General features: G+C 72.1%; 17 protein-coding genes and 1 pseudogene. 10 read left to right on the top strand and 8 right to left on the bottom strand.

Features of this window, described 5'->3' with window-relative positions; translation table 11 throughout:
* Positions 1-40: 40 nt before the first annotated feature.
* The 5 genes from ABD743_RS38680 to ABD743_RS38660 form a co-directional block, all read right to left on the bottom strand.
* Positions 41-1,951, bottom strand: a complete 1,911-nt coding sequence (locus ABD743_RS38680; RefSeq protein WP_344728719.1) for an AfsR/SARP family transcriptional regulator — start codon at positions 1,949-1,951, stop codon at positions 41-43.
* A gap of 72 nt (positions 1,952-2,023) precedes the next feature.
* A complete protein-coding gene (locus tag ABD743_RS38675; protein WP_344728717.1) occupies positions 2,024-3,370 on the bottom strand; it encodes an Nramp family divalent metal transporter in 1,347 nt (448 codons plus the stop codon).
* Positions 3,371-3,481: 111 nt separating this feature from the next.
* Positions 3,482-4,417, bottom strand: coding sequence for a TAXI family TRAP transporter solute-binding subunit (locus tag ABD743_RS38670; protein ID WP_379658921.1), 936 nt, complete (start codon positions 4,415-4,417; stop codon positions 3,482-3,484).
* Positions 4,414-5,805, bottom strand: a complete 1,392-nt coding sequence (locus ABD743_RS38665; protein WP_344728713.1) for a sensor histidine kinase — start codon at positions 5,803-5,805, stop codon at positions 4,414-4,416. The genes ABD743_RS38670 and ABD743_RS38665 overlap by 4 nt, the downstream gene beginning before the upstream one ends.
* A 9-nt stretch (positions 5,806-5,814) precedes the next feature.
* Complete coding sequence (locus ABD743_RS38660) at positions 5,815-6,483, bottom strand: response regulator transcription factor (RefSeq protein ID WP_344728710.1); 669 nt, start codon at positions 6,481-6,483, stop codon at positions 5,815-5,817.
* 114 nt (positions 6,484-6,597) lie between these two features.
* On the opposite strand from ABD743_RS38660, the gene ABD743_RS38655 reads away from it, so the two are divergent.
* From ABD743_RS38655 to mutM, 5 genes are read left to right on the top strand one after another with little or no spacing between them, the layout of a single operon-like run.
* Positions 6,598-7,062 carry a hypothetical protein gene (locus tag ABD743_RS38655; protein ID WP_344728708.1) on the top strand — a complete coding sequence of 155 codons (465 nt, stop codon included), beginning with the start codon at positions 6,598-6,600 and terminating at the stop codon, positions 7,060-7,062.
* Positions 7,063-7,116: 54 nt separating this feature from the next.
* Entirely contained in the window at positions 7,117-7,692 is a 576-nt protein-coding gene (locus ABD743_RS38650; protein WP_379658917.1) for a YceD family protein, read from the top strand.
* Positions 7,693-7,720: 28 nt separating this feature from the next.
* Positions 7,721-7,903 carry a 50S ribosomal protein L32 gene (rpmF, locus tag ABD743_RS38645; RefSeq protein WP_344728706.1) on the top strand — a complete coding sequence of 61 codons (183 nt, stop codon included), beginning with the start codon at positions 7,721-7,723 and terminating at the stop codon, positions 7,901-7,903.
* A 58-nt stretch (positions 7,904-7,961) separates the two neighbouring features.
* Entirely contained in the window at positions 7,962-8,690 is a 729-nt protein-coding gene (gene rnc, locus ABD743_RS38640; protein WP_344728705.1) for a ribonuclease III, read from the top strand.
* A gap of 8 nt (positions 8,691-8,698) precedes the next feature.
* Complete coding sequence (gene mutM, locus ABD743_RS38635) at positions 8,699-9,580, top strand: bifunctional DNA-formamidopyrimidine glycosylase/DNA-(apurinic or apyrimidinic site) lyase (protein WP_344728703.1); 882 nt, start codon at positions 8,699-8,701, stop codon at positions 9,578-9,580.
* A 16-nt stretch (positions 9,581-9,596) separates the two neighbouring features.
* Here the strand turns inward: mutM and lysA are convergent, their stop codons facing one another.
* From lysA to ABD743_RS38620, 3 genes are all read right to left on the bottom strand, one after another.
* A complete protein-coding gene (gene lysA / locus ABD743_RS38630; RefSeq protein WP_344728701.1) occupies positions 9,597-10,934 on the bottom strand; it encodes a diaminopimelate decarboxylase in 1,338 nt (445 codons plus the stop codon).
* Positions 10,935-11,117: 183 nt separating this feature from the next.
* A complete protein-coding gene (corA, locus tag ABD743_RS38625; protein WP_344728699.1) occupies positions 11,118-12,152 on the bottom strand; it encodes a magnesium/cobalt transporter CorA in 1,035 nt (344 codons plus the stop codon).
* 21 nt (positions 12,153-12,173) lie between these two features.
* Positions 12,174-12,614: a hypothetical protein gene (locus ABD743_RS38620; protein WP_344728697.1), complete on the bottom strand. Its 441-nt coding sequence runs from the start codon at positions 12,612-12,614 to the stop codon at positions 12,174-12,176.
* A 184-nt stretch (positions 12,615-12,798) separates the two neighbouring features.
* Between ABD743_RS38620 and ABD743_RS38615 the strand changes: the two genes are divergently transcribed.
* From ABD743_RS38615 to ABD743_RS38595, 5 genes and pseudogenes are all read left to right on the top strand, one after another.
* Positions 12,799-13,119: a PadR family transcriptional regulator gene (locus tag ABD743_RS38615; protein WP_241041306.1), complete on the top strand. Its 321-nt coding sequence runs from the start codon at positions 12,799-12,801 to the stop codon at positions 13,117-13,119.
* On the top strand, positions 13,116-14,342 hold the full coding sequence (locus ABD743_RS38610) for a DUF1700 domain-containing protein (RefSeq protein ID WP_344728695.1): 1,227 nt from the start codon (positions 13,116-13,118) through the stop codon (positions 14,340-14,342). Before ABD743_RS38615 ends, ABD743_RS38610 begins: the two co-directional genes overlap by 4 nt.
* A gap of 398 nt (positions 14,343-14,740) precedes the next feature.
* Positions 14,741-14,833: a K(+)-transporting ATPase subunit F gene (gene kdpF, locus ABD743_RS38605; protein ID WP_241041304.1), complete on the top strand. Its 93-nt coding sequence runs from the start codon at positions 14,741-14,743 to the stop codon at positions 14,831-14,833.
* A gap of 37 nt (positions 14,834-14,870) precedes the next feature.
* On the top strand, positions 14,871-16,532 hold the full coding sequence (kdpA, locus tag ABD743_RS38600; protein ID WP_344728693.1) for a potassium-transporting ATPase subunit KdpA: 1,662 nt from the start codon (positions 14,871-14,873) through the stop codon (positions 16,530-16,532).
* Positions 16,529-16,857 (top strand): annotated as a pseudogene (locus ABD743_RS38595) (potassium-transporting ATPase subunit B); the annotation flags it as partial. The gene kdpA and the pseudogene ABD743_RS38595, both read left to right, overlap by 4 nt.

Below are 16,857 nucleotides of genomic sequence, written 5' to 3'. Positions count from 1 at the left end.
TCCGGACCTCCGCGGGGCCGAAACCCGGATCTCGCGGCGATCAGGAGTTGGAGATCCGCGCGAAGCGAGGCAACGGGTGGCCGACGATGACGGGGCCGTCGGCCGCCGGACGGGCGCGGTCGCGTGCTTCGGGGGTCTCCTCGGTCTCCGCCCGGCGCGCTGCGTACCGGCGGACGAGGACGTGCATGCGGTAGCGCGCGCAAGGGCGGCGGTCGAGCAGGCTCACCGCGGCCAGCGCTTCGAGCCCCGCTGCCACCGCGGCCCGGCCCATCCCGGTGGCCGCGGCCGCTGCCGCGGCGGTGAACCCCTCTTCGGTCACGCCGGGGAGCGGGCCGAGCAACCGCAGCAGCCGCCGGTGTTCGGGGTCGAGTGCGCGGCAGGACAGGTCGAGCGCGGCCACCACGTCGGTGGCGGCGTCGCCGTCGAGACGCAGGGCGGTCAGAAGGTCACCGCTGCTCAGACGCTCGACGTGCTCGGCGATCCCGCGCTGCGGGTGCAGCACCAGCTGGGCGGCGGCCACGCGGAGCGCGAGCGCCGACCCGCCGCACAGCCGCACGAGCTCGTCGGCCGCGGCCGGTTCCGCGGCCACCCGCGGCGCGCCGAGCACGCCCGCGAGCAACGCGCGCCCGTCGGGACCGGACAGGACGTCGAGCACGATCCGGTGCGAGCCGGGGGAGACGGCCAGCCCGGCGAGGTCGGCCCGGCTCGTGACGAGAACCCCGCACCCCGACCCGGGCAGCAGCGGCCGTACCTGCTCAGCGGACGCCGCGCCGTCGAGGACGACCAGCATGCGACGGTCTGCGAGTAGCGACCGGTACGCGGCCACCAGCTCGTCCTCGTCGGTCGGCAGCGCGTCAGCCGGCAGTCCGAGCGTCCGGACGAACCGTGCCAGCACATCCGGCACGGCTGTCGGCGCAGCGGGGGAGTGGCCGCGCAGGTCGGCGAACAGCGCTCCGTCGGGGAAGCGGTCGGCCACGCCGTGGGCGGCTCGTACGGCCAGTGCCGTCTTGCCCACCCCGGCCATGCCCGTGATCACGACCGGTGCGCCGCTGCGGGGCCCCGTTTCCCCAAGGGCGTCGACGATCGCGGCGAGCTCGGTCTCCCGCCCCGCGAACCCGGAGTCGGCCATGGGGAGCTGGCGCGGTGGGCGGACGGCAGGCGGACGCGCCACGGGCGCAGCGACGGGCGCGGCAGGCGCCGGCGCGCCGAGGACCTCACGGTGGGCGGCACGCAGGTCGGCCCCCGGGTCGATGCCGAGCTCCTCGGCCAGCAGGCTCGCGACCTCGCGATAGGCCGCGAGCGCCTCACCCTGGCGGCCCGCACGGTGCAGCGCCCGCATGCGATGTGCCCAGAAGCGCTCCCGCTCCGGGTGCCGGCGAACGAGGGCGGCCAGTTCGCCGAGCACCTCGGCGTGCCGGCCGAGGGCCAGGTCGAGCTCGATCCGCCGGTCGAGCGCCTGCAGGTAGCGCTCGACCAGCCCGGCCACCTCGTCGCGCTGCAGGGGAGGGGAGGGGACATCGGACAGTGGCGGCACGTCACGCCACAGCGAGAGCGCGTCGGTCAGCAGCGCGGACTCGGCGACGTCGTCGTCGGCGGCAGCGGCCCGGGCCGCCTGCGCGCAGAGGGTCGAGAATCGGTGGAGGTCGAGACGGCAGGTGGGGATCGTGATCCGGTAGCCGTCCGGCTCGGTCCGCACGGCGGAGTCCTCGGCGCCGCCCCCGAGCAGGCGCCGGATCCGCATCACGTACTTCTGGACGGTGCCACGGGCGTCGCCGGGCGCGGCCCCGTCCCACAGCTTGTCGACGAGGTCGTCGATCGAGACGGGACGGTTCGCCTGGAGGAGCAGTGCGGCGAGGACCACCCGTAGCTTGCCCGCGCCCAACCGGAGGACGACTCCGTCGCGGACGACCTCGAGCGGTCCCAGCACCCGGAACTCGATGATCGAGTCCACGCCCCGTCCCTTCGTTCCACAGGTGGAGCGGGGCGCCCCGTGCTGTCCGAGCACGGGGCGCCCCGCCGAGGATCAGCCGAAGCGATCGATCAGATCGATCACCAGCAGGACGACGAACAGCGCCGACGCCCCGGTGAGCAGGACGTTGGACACCCAGCCGGAGCGGCCGTCACCCACAACGCGCTTGGAGTTGAGCAGCAGCATCAGCGTGATGCCCAGGAAGGGCATGAACGCCGAGCCGAGCACGCCGTAGACCAGCGTGAGCCCGAACGGCTTGTCGAGGAAGAGCAGCGCCATCGGCGGGATGGTCAGCCAGAGCAGGTACCCGCGGAACGGCAGGCTGCGCTCGGCGACCGTGGCCTCGTACCCGGTGGCGGTGCCGGTCGGGTCCGTGGTGGCGTCCCGGGCCGTCTCGGCCTCCGCAGCCTCGAGCTCTGCCTCGGCCTTCCTGCCGTGCGGCAGTCGGATCGTGCGGGTCCAGTCGGTGAACAGCAGGCTCACGCCGTTCCAGACGCCCAGCAGTGAGGACGAGGTGACGGCGAGGAACCCGATGAGGAACATGATCCGGGCCCAGTCGCCGTAGGACTCACCGAGCGCGGTGCCGAGGGTGAGCAGGCCCGAGTCGCTCGACGTGAGGTTCTGGCCCCGCAGCATCTCCGCACCGACCACCAGCATCGCGATCACGAAGATGCCGGTCATGACGTAGCCGACGGTGTTGTCCAGCCGCATCATCGACAGCCAGCGGGTGCCCTTCCAGCCCTTGGCGATCATCCAGTAGCCGTAGGCCGCCATCGTGATCGTGCCGCCGACCCCGCCGATCAGGCCGAGCACGTTCACCACGGAGCCTTCGGGCAGCCGCGGCACCAGCCCGCTGAACACCTCACCGAGGTTCGGTGAGACGAGCAGCGCGACCGAGACGACCGACACGAACTTGATCAGGACGAGCACGGTCATGAACTTCTCGAAGACGTGGTAGCGCTGCGCCCACACGAGAGCGAGGCCGACGACTCCGGCGATCATCGCCCAGTACCGCACGGGCAGCCCGCCGAACAGGGCGTTGAGCGGCAGGCCGACCGCGGACATCGCCGTGGCGCCGTAGACGAAGCCCCAGATGACGATGTAGGCGCCGAAGAAGACGGTGGCCCAGTACCCGAGCCTGCGCCACCCGTCGAGCAGGGTGGTGCCGGTGGCGAGATGCCACCGGCCCACGCCCTCGGCCAGCGCGAGCTTGAGGGCTGTGCCGAGCACCGCCGCCCACAGAAGCACCATCCCGTACGAGGCGCCCGCCACCATCGTGGCGACGAGGTCGCCCGCACCCACGCCGGTGGCTGCGGCGAGCAGCCCCGGACCGACCTGCTTGACCTTCGCCTTGAATCCGACCGGTGGGCTGAGCTCTCCTACCCGTGACGTCGTTGTCATCTGCTCCCCGCTCGTCGTTCTGTCAGAGGTGTCGCAGGGAAGGTAAAAGCGATCACGACGTGGAGCAGTACCTCCGATGAGATCTTTACCAACGCTTAGGAGACTGGTCGCTCAGCCGTGCAGGTCGCGGTAGGCGGCCGCGGCGCCGGGGTGCAGTGGGACGTCACCGGTGCCGATGAGCGAGCGCTGGTCCAGGTACTGGGTGCCCAGGGCCGCCGAGGGCACCAGGTCGGGCGCGGCGCCCACGAGGGTGCGCGCGACGGCGCCTGCCACATCGTCGGGCAGCGAGGCGTTCGCGACGAGAAGATTCGCGACGCCGACGGTGGGCACCCGGGTGCTCGTCCCGTACACCCCGGCCGGCACGGCGACCGGCCCGTAGACCTCCCCGTGGCGGGCGCGCAGCTGCGGCAGGAGCCCGACCAGCGGGATCAGCCGGATCGGCCGGCGCGCGGCCAGCTCGTCGAGCGCGGGCGTCGGCACGCCGCCGGACCACAGCAGCGCGTCCGTCGCCCCTGCCTCCAGCGCCGTGACGGCCTCGCGCAGGGGCCGCCGGGTGACCGGAGCGGTGATCCCGGCCGCGGCGAGCAGCCGGTCGCCGAACACGGCGGCACCGGATCCGAGTGCGCCGAGCGAGACCCGCCGCCCCGCCAGACCGGCGACGTCCGCGATCGAGTCCTCGGCACGCACCACAACCTGCATGTAGTTCTCGTAGACGCGCCCGATGGCCCGCAGGCCCACCGCTCGGGCGAACGGCGCCTCGCCGCGCAGGGCAGCCACGGCGATGTCGCTGAGGGCGAGGCCGAGGGCGGCCGTGCCGTCGTCGACGTGGCGGACGTTGTCGACACTGCCGCCCGTTTCCATCACGCGCGCGGGGATCCCGGCGGCCTGCAGCTGCCGGACGAGCAGCTCGCCGAACTCCACGTAGAAGCCCCCGGGCTCGCCTGCCGCCACCACGACCGGCAGCTGGCCGTCGCCGCCGCAGCCCGCGGCGGCGAACGCCAGAGCCAGCGGCGCCGCGCGCAGGACCGTCCGTCGCGAGAGGGTCACAGGCACGGCAGCTCCACGGTGACGGCCAGACCCCCGCCGGGCGCCGGTGCGAGCCGCAGCGCGCCACCCCGAGCGGTCGCGAGGCGCTCCGCGATCGCGAGCCCGAGCCCCGACCCCCGGCTCCCGTTCGCCTGCGCCGATCGCCAGAAGCGCTGCGTGGCGCGGCCGAGATCCTCGGGTGGTAGCCCGGGCCCGTCGTCGCGGACCTCGAGCCGGACCCGCCGTACCCCGGGCGTCCCGGACGCGGTCCAGCCGACCCGGGCGGTGGCCGCGACCCCCGCATGCTTCACGGCGTTGTCGAGCAGCACGTCGAGCAGCTGGGCCAGCTCCGACGCGGAGCACGCCACCTCGGCCGCAGGCCCGTCGGTGACGACGAGCCGCACTCCTGCCCCTTCGGCCACCGGTGCCCACAGCTCGACCTGCTCGGCCACGACCGAGCCCATGTCCGCATGCTCGACGCCGGCCTCGCCCGCCGCGAGGTCCGTGGCCCGGCTCTCCGCGGAGGCGAGATCGAGCATCCCGTCGAGCAGCGACTCGAGCCGCTCCACCTCCGCGAGCGTCGAGCGGTAGGTCCGGCGGCCGTCGTCCGGGACGTGCGCGTCCAGGGCGTCGACCCGCAGCCGGAGCGCAGCGAGCGGGTTGCGGAGCTGGTGCGAGGTGTCCGCGACGAGCCGGCGTTGCTGCTCGGCACTGGTGGAGACGACGTCGGACATCCGGTTGAACGCCGTGGCCAGCTCGCGCAGCTCCGACGGGCCGCCGCGCGGCGACACGTGCGCTCCGGGGTGCCCCTCGGCCACCGCGCGCACCCCTCCCGCCAGCTCGGCGACCGGCCGCAGCACCCAGCGGGCCACCACCAGCGCCAGCGCGGCGAACGCCACGGCCGCAGCCAGCGCGCCGAGCAGGATGGTCGTCCAGGCGGTGGCGATATCGGCCGCAGCTCCGGCGGGCGAGGCCCGCAGAACGACCGCACCGCCCACCTGTGTGCCGGTTCCGACCGGACGCGCGAACAGGATCGGCTCGTCGGATCCTGGCCCGAGCCGCTCCGGCCGGGCGGCAGGCTGGTTGCGCAGAGCGGCGTCGACCGCCGCGAGCACTCCGGGATCATCGACGTCCAGACCGGCTTCGACGATCGGACGTCCGCCCCGGTCCACGACCACGACTCCTTCGCCGTAGAGCTCGCTGTGGGCCCGGACCTCCTCCGCGAGCACCGTGGCCGTCTCCTGGTCCGCCTGCTGGGCGTACGCGGCGAAACGGTCGATGTCGGCGGTGCGGGCGAGCACGAACCGCTGCGTGCGCTCGGCCGCCGTGCTGTCGAGCAGCGGCAGCGCGAAGGCCGCGACGGTGGCAACGGAGAACGCCGAGAGGACCAGCAGCAGGCGACGGCGCACGGGCTGTCCTCAGCCGCCGAGCCGGAAGCCGAACCCGCGGATCGTCGTCAGCAACCCGGGGCGCCCGAGCTTGGCCCGCAGCGCCGCGAGGTGCACGTCGAGGGAGCGGGAAACCGCCAGGTAGGCGTCACCCCAGACCTCGTCGAGCAGCTGCTGCCGGCTGACGGCGGCGCCCGGCCTGCGGGCGAGCGCGGCGAGGATCTCGAACTCCTTCACGGTCAGGTTGATCTCGCGCCCGCCGACGGTGGCGCGGCGGGCGCCCAGGTCGATCTGCAGGTCCTCGATCTCCACGACGTCCGCCGCGGCGCCGTCGTCGGCGCGGCCCGCGCGGGCTCTGCGCGCCACCGCCTCCATGCGCGCCAGCAGCTCGCGCAGCCGCACCGGCTTCACCACGTAGTCGTCGGCGCCCAGCCGCAGCCCCCGCACCACGTCCCGCTCGGTGCCGCGGGCGGTGAGCACGAGCACCGGCGTGGAGGTGATGCGCCGCAGCCTGCGCAGCACGTCGAGTCCGTCGGCGTCGGGCAGGCCGAGATCGAGCAGGACGACGTCCGCGTCGTGCGCGTTGCCCCAGACCTCGGCTGCGCGGGCCGCCCGGATCGCGGTGTGCCCGTGGGCGGCCAGCGCCTCGAGCACCGCGTCGGCGACCCCGTCGTCGTCCTCGACCACCAGAACCCGCACGTGATCACCCTGCCGGACGAATCCCGAGCGGCAAAACCTGATCGGCGGCATGCGTACGGCCGGTCGTCGCACAGGGCTCGCCAAGCAACCCGGATCAACGGCACGATCCGGATCGTGAAGCTCCTCCGTACGCGCTTACGGGTGCTCGGCTCCGTGCTCGTCGCCGTCACGCTGCCGACGCTCGTCGTGGCGGGTTGCACCACGAGCATCGCCGGTGAGGCCACCTCGAGCCCGGGCGTGTCGGGCCAGGCCGCGCCGTCCCCGCAGAGAGCCGCGCCGTCGGCCGCGCCGCGGGCATCCTCAGGGTTCTGTCGTGTGCGGGTGACGTCCGGCGGCACGTCGATCAACAGCTCGGGCACGAGCGCGCGCTCGTCCACCGTGAACGGGCACACGACGTTGTCCTGCGGCTCGAGCCCGCTCATCGCGATCGCGGCGGTCGAGGACTCCGGCGTCACGTTCACGGCTGACGGAGCCACGGTGACGATCGCCCCCGGCTCGAACGCCACCGTCGGCACCGCCGTGATCGAGGTCGTGCGTGCCGGGGGCGGCTCGGCGGAGTTCCAGGTGACACCGGGCTGACCCACGGCTTCCCGGCGCGGTGCCCGCATCGTCGCGGGCTACTACTCTGGTGGAGTGAGTACGCACCACCCCACCCCCGGCCACCCCGATCCGGCAAGCCCGTGGGTCTTCAGCACCCGTGAGCTCGGGCGGCGCCCGGGGAACATGCGCAGCTACCGGCGCACCATCCCGGCTCCGGCGGCCCCCGCCACGCTCGGTCTGGAGACCATCGCCGTGCCGGCGGGGGAACCCATCGAGCTGGACGTCCGGCTCGAGTCGGTCACCGAAGGGGTCTACGTCTCGGGCAGCGTGCACGCGTCCCTCACGGGCGAGTGCGCCCGCTGCCTCGACGCGCTCACCGACGAGATCGACGTCGACCTCTCGGAGCTGTTCGCCTACCCCGACAGCGTCACCGACGAGACCACCGACGAGGACGAGCTGCCGAGGGTCGTCGACGAGATGATCGACGTCGAGCAGATCGTGCGTGACGCGGTCGTGCTCGCCCTACCCCTGGCCCCGCTGTGCACCCCGGACTGCCTCGGCCTCTGCCCGGAGTGCGGCGAGAAGCGGGCCGACCTCGCGCCCGACCACGGGCATGAGACACTGGATCCTCGGTGGGCCGCTCTGCGTGAGCGCCTGTCCGCAGACTGATCCCTCGAGTACTGCTAGGAGATTCACCGTGGCTGTTCCGAAGCGCCGGATGTCGCGGTCGAACACGCGCTCGCGCCGGTCGCAGTGGAAGGCCACTGCACCCACGCTCGTCGCCTGCTCGAACCGCGCCTGCCGGGCCGTCAAGCCCCCGCACGTGGCCTGCCCCACCTGTGGCACCTATGACGGCCGCCAGGTCGTCAGCCCGGCCTGATCGCCGGGAGCACGGAATCGGCGACGACGCAGTGGTAGCGCGAGGCCTACAGGGGCCCGTGGAGGACCGCGGGCCCCTTCTCGCGTCCCTCGGAGTCGAGATCGCCCACGATCTACTCACCTTGGCGCTCACCCACCGGTCCTACGCGTACGAGAACGGCGGGCTGCCCACCAACGAGCGCCTGGAGTTCCTCGGCGATTCCGTGCTCAGCATCATCGTCACCGAGCGGCTCTACTGTGATCATCCGGACCTGCCCGAGGGGCAGCTGGCCAAGCTGCGCGCGAGCGTCGTCAACATGCACGCGCTCGCCGGTGTGGCGGCCACCCTCGGCGACGGCGGGCTCGGGGCGCACCTCTACCTCGGCCGCGGCGAGGAGCTGACGGGTGGCCGCACGAAGGCGAGCATCCTCGCCGACGCCACCGAGGCCCTGATCGGTGCGGTGTACCTGGAGCACGGGCTCGAGACGGCCCGTGGGCTCGTCGACCGCCTCTTCGACGGCTTGATGCGTAGCGCGCCGTTGCTCGGAGCGGGACTGGACTGGAAGACGAGCCTCCAGGAGCTCACCGCGGCGGCCGAGCTCGGCGTCCCCGAGTACCGGATCGCCGAGGACGGCCCGGACCACCTCAAGGTCTTCACGGCCACCGCTGTCGTGGCGAACCGGGAGCTCGGGTCGGGCGAAGGGCGCACGAAGAAGGAGGCCGAGCAGAAGGCGGCCGAGCTCGCGTGGCGCACCCTCACGGCCGAAGCCGCGGCGGGCAGCGAGCCCGCCACGTCCGGCCCCGCCTGACGCCGGCCGTGCCGGAGCTCCCGGAGGTCGAGGTCGTCCGTCGCGGCCTCGCCGACCACGTCCTCGACCGCAAGATCGCCGCCGTCACGGTCGCCCATCCCCGCGCAGTGCGCCGGCACGTGGCAGGCGGTGACGACTTCGCCGCCCGGCTCACCGGGCGCGCCATCACCGGTGCCCGCCGTCGCGGCAAGTACCTGTGGCTCGACCTCGACGGCGGCGCCGAGGGCGACGACGCCGTGCTCGCCCACCTCGGCATGAGCGGGCAGATGCTCGTGGCCGCCGACGACCGGCCCGACGAGAAGCACCTGCGCATCCGGTTCGGGTTCGCCGACGGAGGCACGGAGCTGCGCTTCGTCGACCAGCGGACCTTCGGGGGCCTGTCGGTGCACCCGCTGGTGCCTGCGGCCGGGGGAGGCCTGCTGCCCGAACCGATCGCGCACATCGCCCGCGACCCGATGGACCCGGTGTTCGACCTCGACGACGCCGTCGCGGCCATCCGGCGGCGGCGCACCGGGCTCAAGCGTGCGCTGCTGGACCAGACGGTGGTGTCGGGCATCGGCAACATCTACGCGGACGAGGCGCTCTGGCGGGCGCGGCTGCACTGGGCCCGCCCCACCGAGGCACTCACCCGCAAACAGGGACGCGAGGTGCTCGCCGCCGCCACCGAGGTGATGGCGGCGGCGCTCGCGGCCGGTGGCACGTCGTTCGACGCGCTCTACGTCAACGTGAACGGGGCGTCCGGTTACTTCGACCGCTCGCTCGACGTCTACGGCCAGGCGGACCGGGCGTGCCGCCGCTGCGGCACGCCCATCCAGCGTGAACCGTTCATGAACCGCAGTTCGTTCAGCTGCCCGCGCTGCCAGCCCCGACCGCGTCATCCGCACGCCTGATCCGCCGGACCGCTCCTCAACCCGCGTCGCGCAGCATCAGGTCCTCCAACGTCTCCCGGCGCAGCATCGGCACGGTCGCGCCACTCGCCACCGCGACGACCGGCGGCCGACCGATCTGGTTGTAGGTCGAGGAGAGCGAGGAGTGGTACGCCCCGCTGCAGGGCACGGCAAGGAGATCACCTGCAGCGATGTCCTCGGGGAGCATCGCCTCCTCGGCAAGCACGTCCGACGACTCGCAGTGCCGTCCGACGACCGTGACCGGCCGGGACGGCACGCGTTCGGGCCGGCCGAAGCGCCGCACGTGGTAGCGCGCGCCGTAGAGCGCGGGCCGCGGGTTGTCGCTCATCCCGCCGTCCACGGCCACGAACGTGCGGTGCACCCCGTGCTTGACGGCCGCGACCCGGTACACCGTGACGCCGGCGCGGGCGATGAGCGCCCGGCCCGGCTCCACGGTCAGGCGGGGCATCCGCAGGCCGTGCCATTGGCAGGCCTCGGCCACCGCGGCCGGCACGGTGCGTCCGAACGCGGCGAGGTCCATCGACTCCTCACCGGGCGCGTACGCCACCGCGTGGCCGCCGCCGATGTCCAGCTGCGGCAGCTCGATGCCGTGCTCGCGTGAGATCTCGGCGAGAAAGGCGACCATGCGCTCCGAGGCCTCCACGTACCGGCTGATCGAGCGCACCTGGGAGCCGAGGTGGCAGTGCAGGCCGACGAGCTCCAGCTCGGGCCGGGCGAGCACGCCGCGCACGGCCTGCGCCGCGGCACCGGTCGCGATGGAGAGTCCGAACTTCTGGTCCTCGGTGCCGGTGGTGAGCCCGGCGTGGGTCCCGGCGTCGACCCCGGGGACGACCCGCAGCAGCACCTGCTGGCGGGTCGGCACGAGTGCTGCCAGCGGGGCGATCTCCTCGAGAGAGTCGATCACGATGCGGCCGACGCCCGTGGCCATGGCGGTCTTGAGGTCCTCGACGGTCTTGACGTTGCCGTGCATCACCATCCGCGCTCCGGGAAAGCCGGCGGCCGCGGCCACGGCGACCTCGCCCCCGGAGCAGACGTCCATCGCCAGGCCTTCCTGGTCGACCAGCCGGGCCATGGCTCGGCAGAGGAACGCCTTCGCGGCGTAGGCGATCTCCACTCCCGGGAGCGACTCCCGGTAGGCCCGGCAGCGGGAGCGGACGTCCGTGGCGTCGATCGCCAGGACCGGCGTGCCGAACTGCGCGGCCAACTGGGCGAGGTCGACCCCGCCCACGAGCAGCTGCCCGTCACACGTCGCTCGGGCAGTCTCCGGCCACAGGCCCGGGGCCAGTCGGGATGAGAGCGACGTGCGGAGTGACGGGATGAGATCGGCGAGAGTCACCTGTTCTCCTAGATCCGGTGGTCTCCGGAGGCGACGGCGGCCGGCAGGCCGCCGAGGTCTCCGTTTTCCCGCGATCGGACCGGACGGAACAGGGTGTCACCGCGGCGTTGACGGCCACCGGCCGTGTCCTGACGCCGCCATAGCGCCGAGTGGTTCGGGCCACCCGGGGGCCCTACGGGCGGTTCAGAGCCAGCCGGCCCGTTTGAAGATCGTGTAGAGGATCATCCCGCACAGCAACATCAGTCCGAGTGCGAACGGGTAGCCGTAGGTCCACGCGAGCTCGGGCATGTGGGTGAAGTTCATGCCGTAGATCGAGGCCACCAGCGTGGGGGCGAAGAGGATCGCCGCCCACGACGAGATGCGCTTGACCTGCTCGTTCTGGTCGTAGCCCGCCTCGGTCAAGCGCGCCATCTCCTCGTTCTGGCGTTGCGCGACGAGCGCGGCGTTGACCTGGACGATGTTGGAGAGCAGGTCGCGGAAGGACTGGACGCGCTCCATCACGCGTGTGGCGTGGTCGGAGACGTCGCGCAGCGACCGGCGCAGTTCCAGGTCGGATTCGCTCGCTGTGGACTTCAGCCGGTCGCGCAGTTCGATGAAGACCTCCCGCAACGGCTCGACCGCTCGCTGGAACTCGATCACCTCGCGGCTCAGCTGGTAGATCCGCTTCGAGACCCCGGGGTCACCGCCGAAGACCTGCACCTCGATGCCGTCGATGTCGTCCTGCAAGCCGTCGAGCACCGGGAAGTAGTCGTCGACGACCTTGTCCAGCACCGCGTAGAGCACGGCGTACGGGCCGTTGTCCAGGAGCTCCGGATCGGCCTCCAGCCGCTTGCGGACCGCGGCGAGGTCGGGCTCCTCGGCGTGCCGGACGGTGATCACGAAGTCGGGCCCGATGAACAGGTGCACCTCACCGATCTCCACGACCTCGACCGGGTCGACGTATCGGGCAGGGCGCAGCACCACGAACACGACATCGCCGTAGAGGTCCAGCTTCGGGCGCTGGTGGGCGGTGATGGTGTCCTCGACGGCGAGGGGGTGCAGGCCGAACTCCTCGGCGACGGCTTCGATCTCTTTCTTGCTGGGTCGCAGGAGTCCGATCCAGCAGAAGCTGCGCCCCTGATCAGGGCACTGACGGAGTTCTTCGAAGGTGTGGTCGAGCGACGTCGGATCGACAGCCCGCCGGCCGTCGATGTAGATGGCGTTGTCGACGACCGACATCCGTGCTCCTGTCAGATGCGACTACCGGGTCATGCTCCGGATGCGCAGCCGTACCTCCGGAGGCACATTCGCAGGGTAGTCGCGTCGACTTTCCGCCGTCCGTACCTGCCGCATGACGCCGGCGACCGCTCGTGCGGCCAGTGCGGCCCCCAGCACGATGCCGAGCGCGATGAGGTCGCCCCGGCCGCCCTCGAGGGTGCCGAAGCGGTGGAGGACGAAGCCGTCGTAGCAGGCCCAGCTGAGGCTCGCGGTGACGACGGCACCGACCGTTGTGGTCATCGCTGCGAGGAGGACGGCCGCCCCGGCGGCGAACACGAGCCCGGTCGTGGGGTCGCCGGCGAACGCCCAGGCGGCGATGGCGGCTACGGCCCCGGCGGGGAGACCCAGAACGCCTCCGACCGGGCCGGACATGAGGGGCTGCGCGGGAGTGGTGTCGCCTGTAGTGGGTCGGGGTGCGAGCACGTCTTCGACGATCCAGCGCGGCGTCCGGCGCTGAAGAATCGTTGACGCCCTCCTGACGAGGCCGGGGCGACCTCTGACGCACCTGTCATGCGGTTGTCGTACTACTGCGCGGTGCGTAGTACTGTGCCGTGCGCAAGCCGGTCCCCACGACCGGCGCGGCGCGTCGACCAGGGGAGGGGGAGGTGTGGACACGAGCCAACTGCTCAAGGGGGTGCTCGACCTCGCCGTGCTCGCGGTGCTGGACCGCGCGGACGGCTACGGCTACGAGGTGGTGCGCGGGCTACGCGCGGCCGGACTGCAGGAGGTGGGCGACGCCTCCGTCTACGGAACGCTGCGCCGGCTCTACAACGCGGGCCTGCTCACCTCGTACGTCGTGCCGAGCGAGGAGGGGCCGCACCGCAAGTACTACAGCGTGAACGGGCCGGGCCGGGACCGGCTCCGGGAGCTGGTGAAGACCTGGCGGTCGTTCGCCGAGACGATGGAAGGACTGGTGGGGGCGGCGTGATCGGCGACAACGACGACGTCAAGCGCAGCGGGACCGAGGGCGTGCCCAACGTGCGGGTACTGGCCGGGCCGGTGGAGGAGTACCTGGCCGGCATCCGCTCCGCGCTGGCCGACCTGCCGGCACCGGAGCTCGCCGACATCCTCGACGACGCCCGGGCGCACCTCGTGGACCTGACCGCTGAGCTGGGGAGCGAGGCGAGCCTCGCCGCGCTGGTGGATCGGCTCGGCACCCCGGCGGCCTACGCGGGCGAGCTGCGGGCCGCCGCCGGATACCCGCCCGCGTCCGGAGCGCCGCGGGAGCGGTCGAGGTCGGGTGCCGCACGGCTCGCTGTCGCCGGGCTCGTCGCATCCACCGTGCTGATCATGCTCGGGGTCGCGGCGAGCGCTCCCGAGGTCGTCCTGTTCGGGATGCTCCTCGCTCTCGCTGGGCTCCCGCTCGTCACCAGGGACGGCCCGGAGTTGCCCTCGTTGGCGGCTCTTCCGGCGATGCGCCGGCTCGTCGCCGCCATGCCGGCCCCCGGAACGGCCGCTCGGTCCGCCACGGACTTCCTGGCGGCCCTGCAGCCTGCGTGGTGGGTGGCCAGGGGGGTGGTCGCCGCGGTGCTGGTGGACGAGATCGTGGTGGGGGCGGAGCTCGCACTGGTGGTCCTGCTGTCGCTGGTGACCGTGCCGTTGTCGATCTGGCTGGGGAACCGCACCCGTCGTGACCGGCGCTGGCTCTGGGCGGTGGTCCCGCTGAACGGTCTCGCGGCCGCACTGCTCCTGCTGCTGCTCGGCAGCTCAGCCCTGTTCGGCTCCTCGTCGTCCTCCAGCGGCTCGGTGCGGACCTACCAGCAGCCGGGCCTGTGGCAGGACATGGACCGGCAGATCCTCGACATCCGGCCCGTCGACGCCGGGGGCAACCCGCTCACCGGCGTCTACCTGTTCGACCAGAACGGGCGCCCGATCGACACGTCCACCAGTTCCTCGTGCGAGGACGAGTACCGGTTCTCGGCGCCCGGGGCCGCCGCGGCCCGCCCGTATCCGCGCGGAACCGTGGACTACGACCCGCGCACCGGCGACTGCGTGACCATCCCGCCCGGCCCGCTGGTGGTGGCGGTGCCCTCCGGGACGCCGTCGGCCACCGCCCAGGTGACGGTGCCGCCGCCCACGACGCCGTTGGCCCCGACACCGCCTTCGCCGACCCCGCCGAGCCCGCCGGCTCCCCCCACCCCCACAGGCTGAACCCCCACGGCGCACACCTCGTGGCCGCCGCACACAGGGCAGGACGTGTGCGCGGTGGCCACCAGGTGCGTGCGGTCAGCTCCGACCGGTCGCGGCCGGTTGTGCCAGGGCCGTGCCGGTATGCGTCGGGGGCGCCGGCACGGCCCGCCCTTCTCTCCCGCGTGAGCGGCACCACCAGCGCGTCAGGAACGCGTCAACGTCGCAGGCCAAAGGCGTCAACGCGGCGTTCGCGGTCCGCTATGCCCCGCCGACTCCGACGATGCTCGCGCACCGGTCCGTCGGCTCGGCGGACAGGTGTGTCCTGGTGGAGGAGAAACGATGGCCGACCTGGCCTACGTGGTGCTGGTGATCGCAGGTTTCGCGGTCCTCGCCCTTATCGCGAGGGGGCTCGAATCCCTGTGAACGCCGCTGCATACATCGTCGGCGGGCTCATCGCGCTGGGCCTGCTCATCTATCTGTTCGTTGCCCTCCTGCGTCCGGAGCGCTTCTGATGCGCATTGACAAGAACTCTCGGGCGGAGGCACACGCGTGAGCGACACTCTCGCCGGCATCCTCACGGTCGTCGCGATGCTCGTGGTCCTCGCGATCGTGTACAAGCCGCTCGGCGACTACATGGCGCGGATCTTCACGAGCGACAAGCACTCCGGCCTCGAGCTGGCCCTGTACCGGATACTCCGGGTGGACCCGAACGCCGAGCAGCGCTGGAGCACCTACGCGGCAGGCGTGCTGGGCTTCTCCTTCGTCGGGGTCATCCTGCTGTACCTGCTGCAGCGGCTCCAGACCTTCCTTCCCATGGCGTTCGGGCACGACCCGGTGCCTGCCGCGGTGGCCTTCAACACCGCGATCTCGTTCGTGACCAACACGAACTGGCAGTCCTACGTCCCCGAGACCACGCTCGGCAACACCGTGCAGATGGCCGGCCTGACCGTGCAGAACGTGGTGTCCGCAGCGGTCGGCATCGTGGTCGCGATCGCGCTGATCCGCGGGTTCGTCCGCTACAACACCGATCGGCTGGGCAACTTCTGGGTCGACCTGACCCGCTGTGTCATCCGGCTGATGCTGCCCATCGCGTTCGTCTTCGCGATCATCCTGATCGCCACGGGCGTGGTGATGTCGTTCAAGTCCGGTGTGGGCATCACCGCCGTCGACGGCACGCAGCACACGCTCGCGCTGGCGCCCGCCGCGTCGCAGGAGTCGATCAAGGAGCTGGGCACCAACGGCGGCGGCATCTTCAACGCCAACTCCGCCCACCCGTTCGAGAACCCCAACGGGCTGAGCAACTTCGTCGAGATCTTCCTCGAGCTCGTGATCCCGGTGGCCCTCACACGCACGTTCGGGACCATGGTCCGCAACACCCGGCAGGGCACGGTGCTCGTCGCCGTCATGGGTGCGGTCTGGCTCGTGTTCATCGCACTCGCATGGGCGTCCGAGGCGCACCCCAACGGGCCGGCCGCGCAGGCCGCCGGGGCAGCCTTGGAGGGCAAGGAGGTCCGGTTCGGGATACCGAGCTCGATCATCTTCGGGGTGTCGACGACCGGAACGTCGACCGGTGCGGTCAACTCGTGGCACGACAGCTTCACCGGCGGCGCGGGCGGGATCACGATCCTGAACATGCTGCTCGGTGAGGTCGCGCCCGGTGGTACCGGTACCGGCCTCTACAGCATCCTCATCATCGCGATCATCGCGGTGTTCCTCGCCGGCCTCATGGTCGGGCGCACACCGGAGTACCTGGGCAAGAAGATCGGCCGGGTCCAGGTGACGGCCGCTTCGATCTCCTTGCTGACGATGCCGGCGATCGTCCTGATCGGTGCCGGCCTCGCCATCGCGCTCCCGAGCACACTCGGTGCCCTCGGCAACGACGGCGCGCACGGCTTCTCCGAGGTGCTCTACGCCTATGCCTCGTCGGCCAACAACAACGGAAGCGCGTTCGGCGGCCTCACCGTCACCAGCGACTTCTTCCAGGTCACGACCGGGCTCGCGATGCTCTTCGGCCGCTTCGTGCCGATCCTCGCCGTGCTCGTGCTCGCCAGTTCGCTCGCGAAGCAGAAACGGGTGGAGGCCAGCGCAGGCACCTTGCCCACTGACGGAACGCTGTTCGGGGTCATGGTCGGCGGCACCTTGATCCTCGTGGCGGCCCTCACCTTCTTCCCGGCCCTCGCTCTCGGGCCCATCGCGGAGGCTCTTTCATGACCCTCGAACTTCAGGAGAAAAAGGCTCCCACCGCGGCGTCGCACGCGCCGCAGGCCGTCAAGGCGGGAGCGTTCAGCCCCCAGCAGCTGTGGGAGTCGCTGCCGGAGGCGCTGCGCAAGCTCGACCCGCGCACGCAGTTGCGTAACCCGGTCATGTTCGTGGTGTGGGTCGGATCCGTTGTCGTGACGGTGATGGCGATCATCCAGCCCTCGGTGTTCGCGTGGTGGATCGCGGTGTGGTTGTGGTTCACGGTGTTGTTCGCCAACCTGGCCGAGGCGGTGGCGGAGGGTCGGGGTAAGGCGCAGGCGGAGTCGCTGCGGCGTAC

The sequence above is a fragment of the Pseudonocardia yunnanensis genome, from assembly GCF_039534065.1.
GTDB lineage: Bacteria > Actinomycetota > Actinomycetes > Mycobacteriales > Pseudonocardiaceae > Pseudonocardia > Pseudonocardia yunnanensis.
Note: the sequence above shows the minus strand (reverse complement) of the source record. Positions and strands in the feature narration are given on the sequence as shown.

Bases quoted from the DNA above. Each gene is read 5' to 3' on its own strand.
- ABD743_RS38675 (WP_344728717.1), bottom strand. From the start codon at position 3,370: ATGACAACGACGTCACGGGTAGGAGAGCTCAGCCCACCGGTCGGATTC.
- corA (WP_344728699.1), bottom strand. From the start codon at position 12,152: ATGTCGGTCGTCGACAACGCCATCTACATCGACGGCCGGCGGGCTGTC.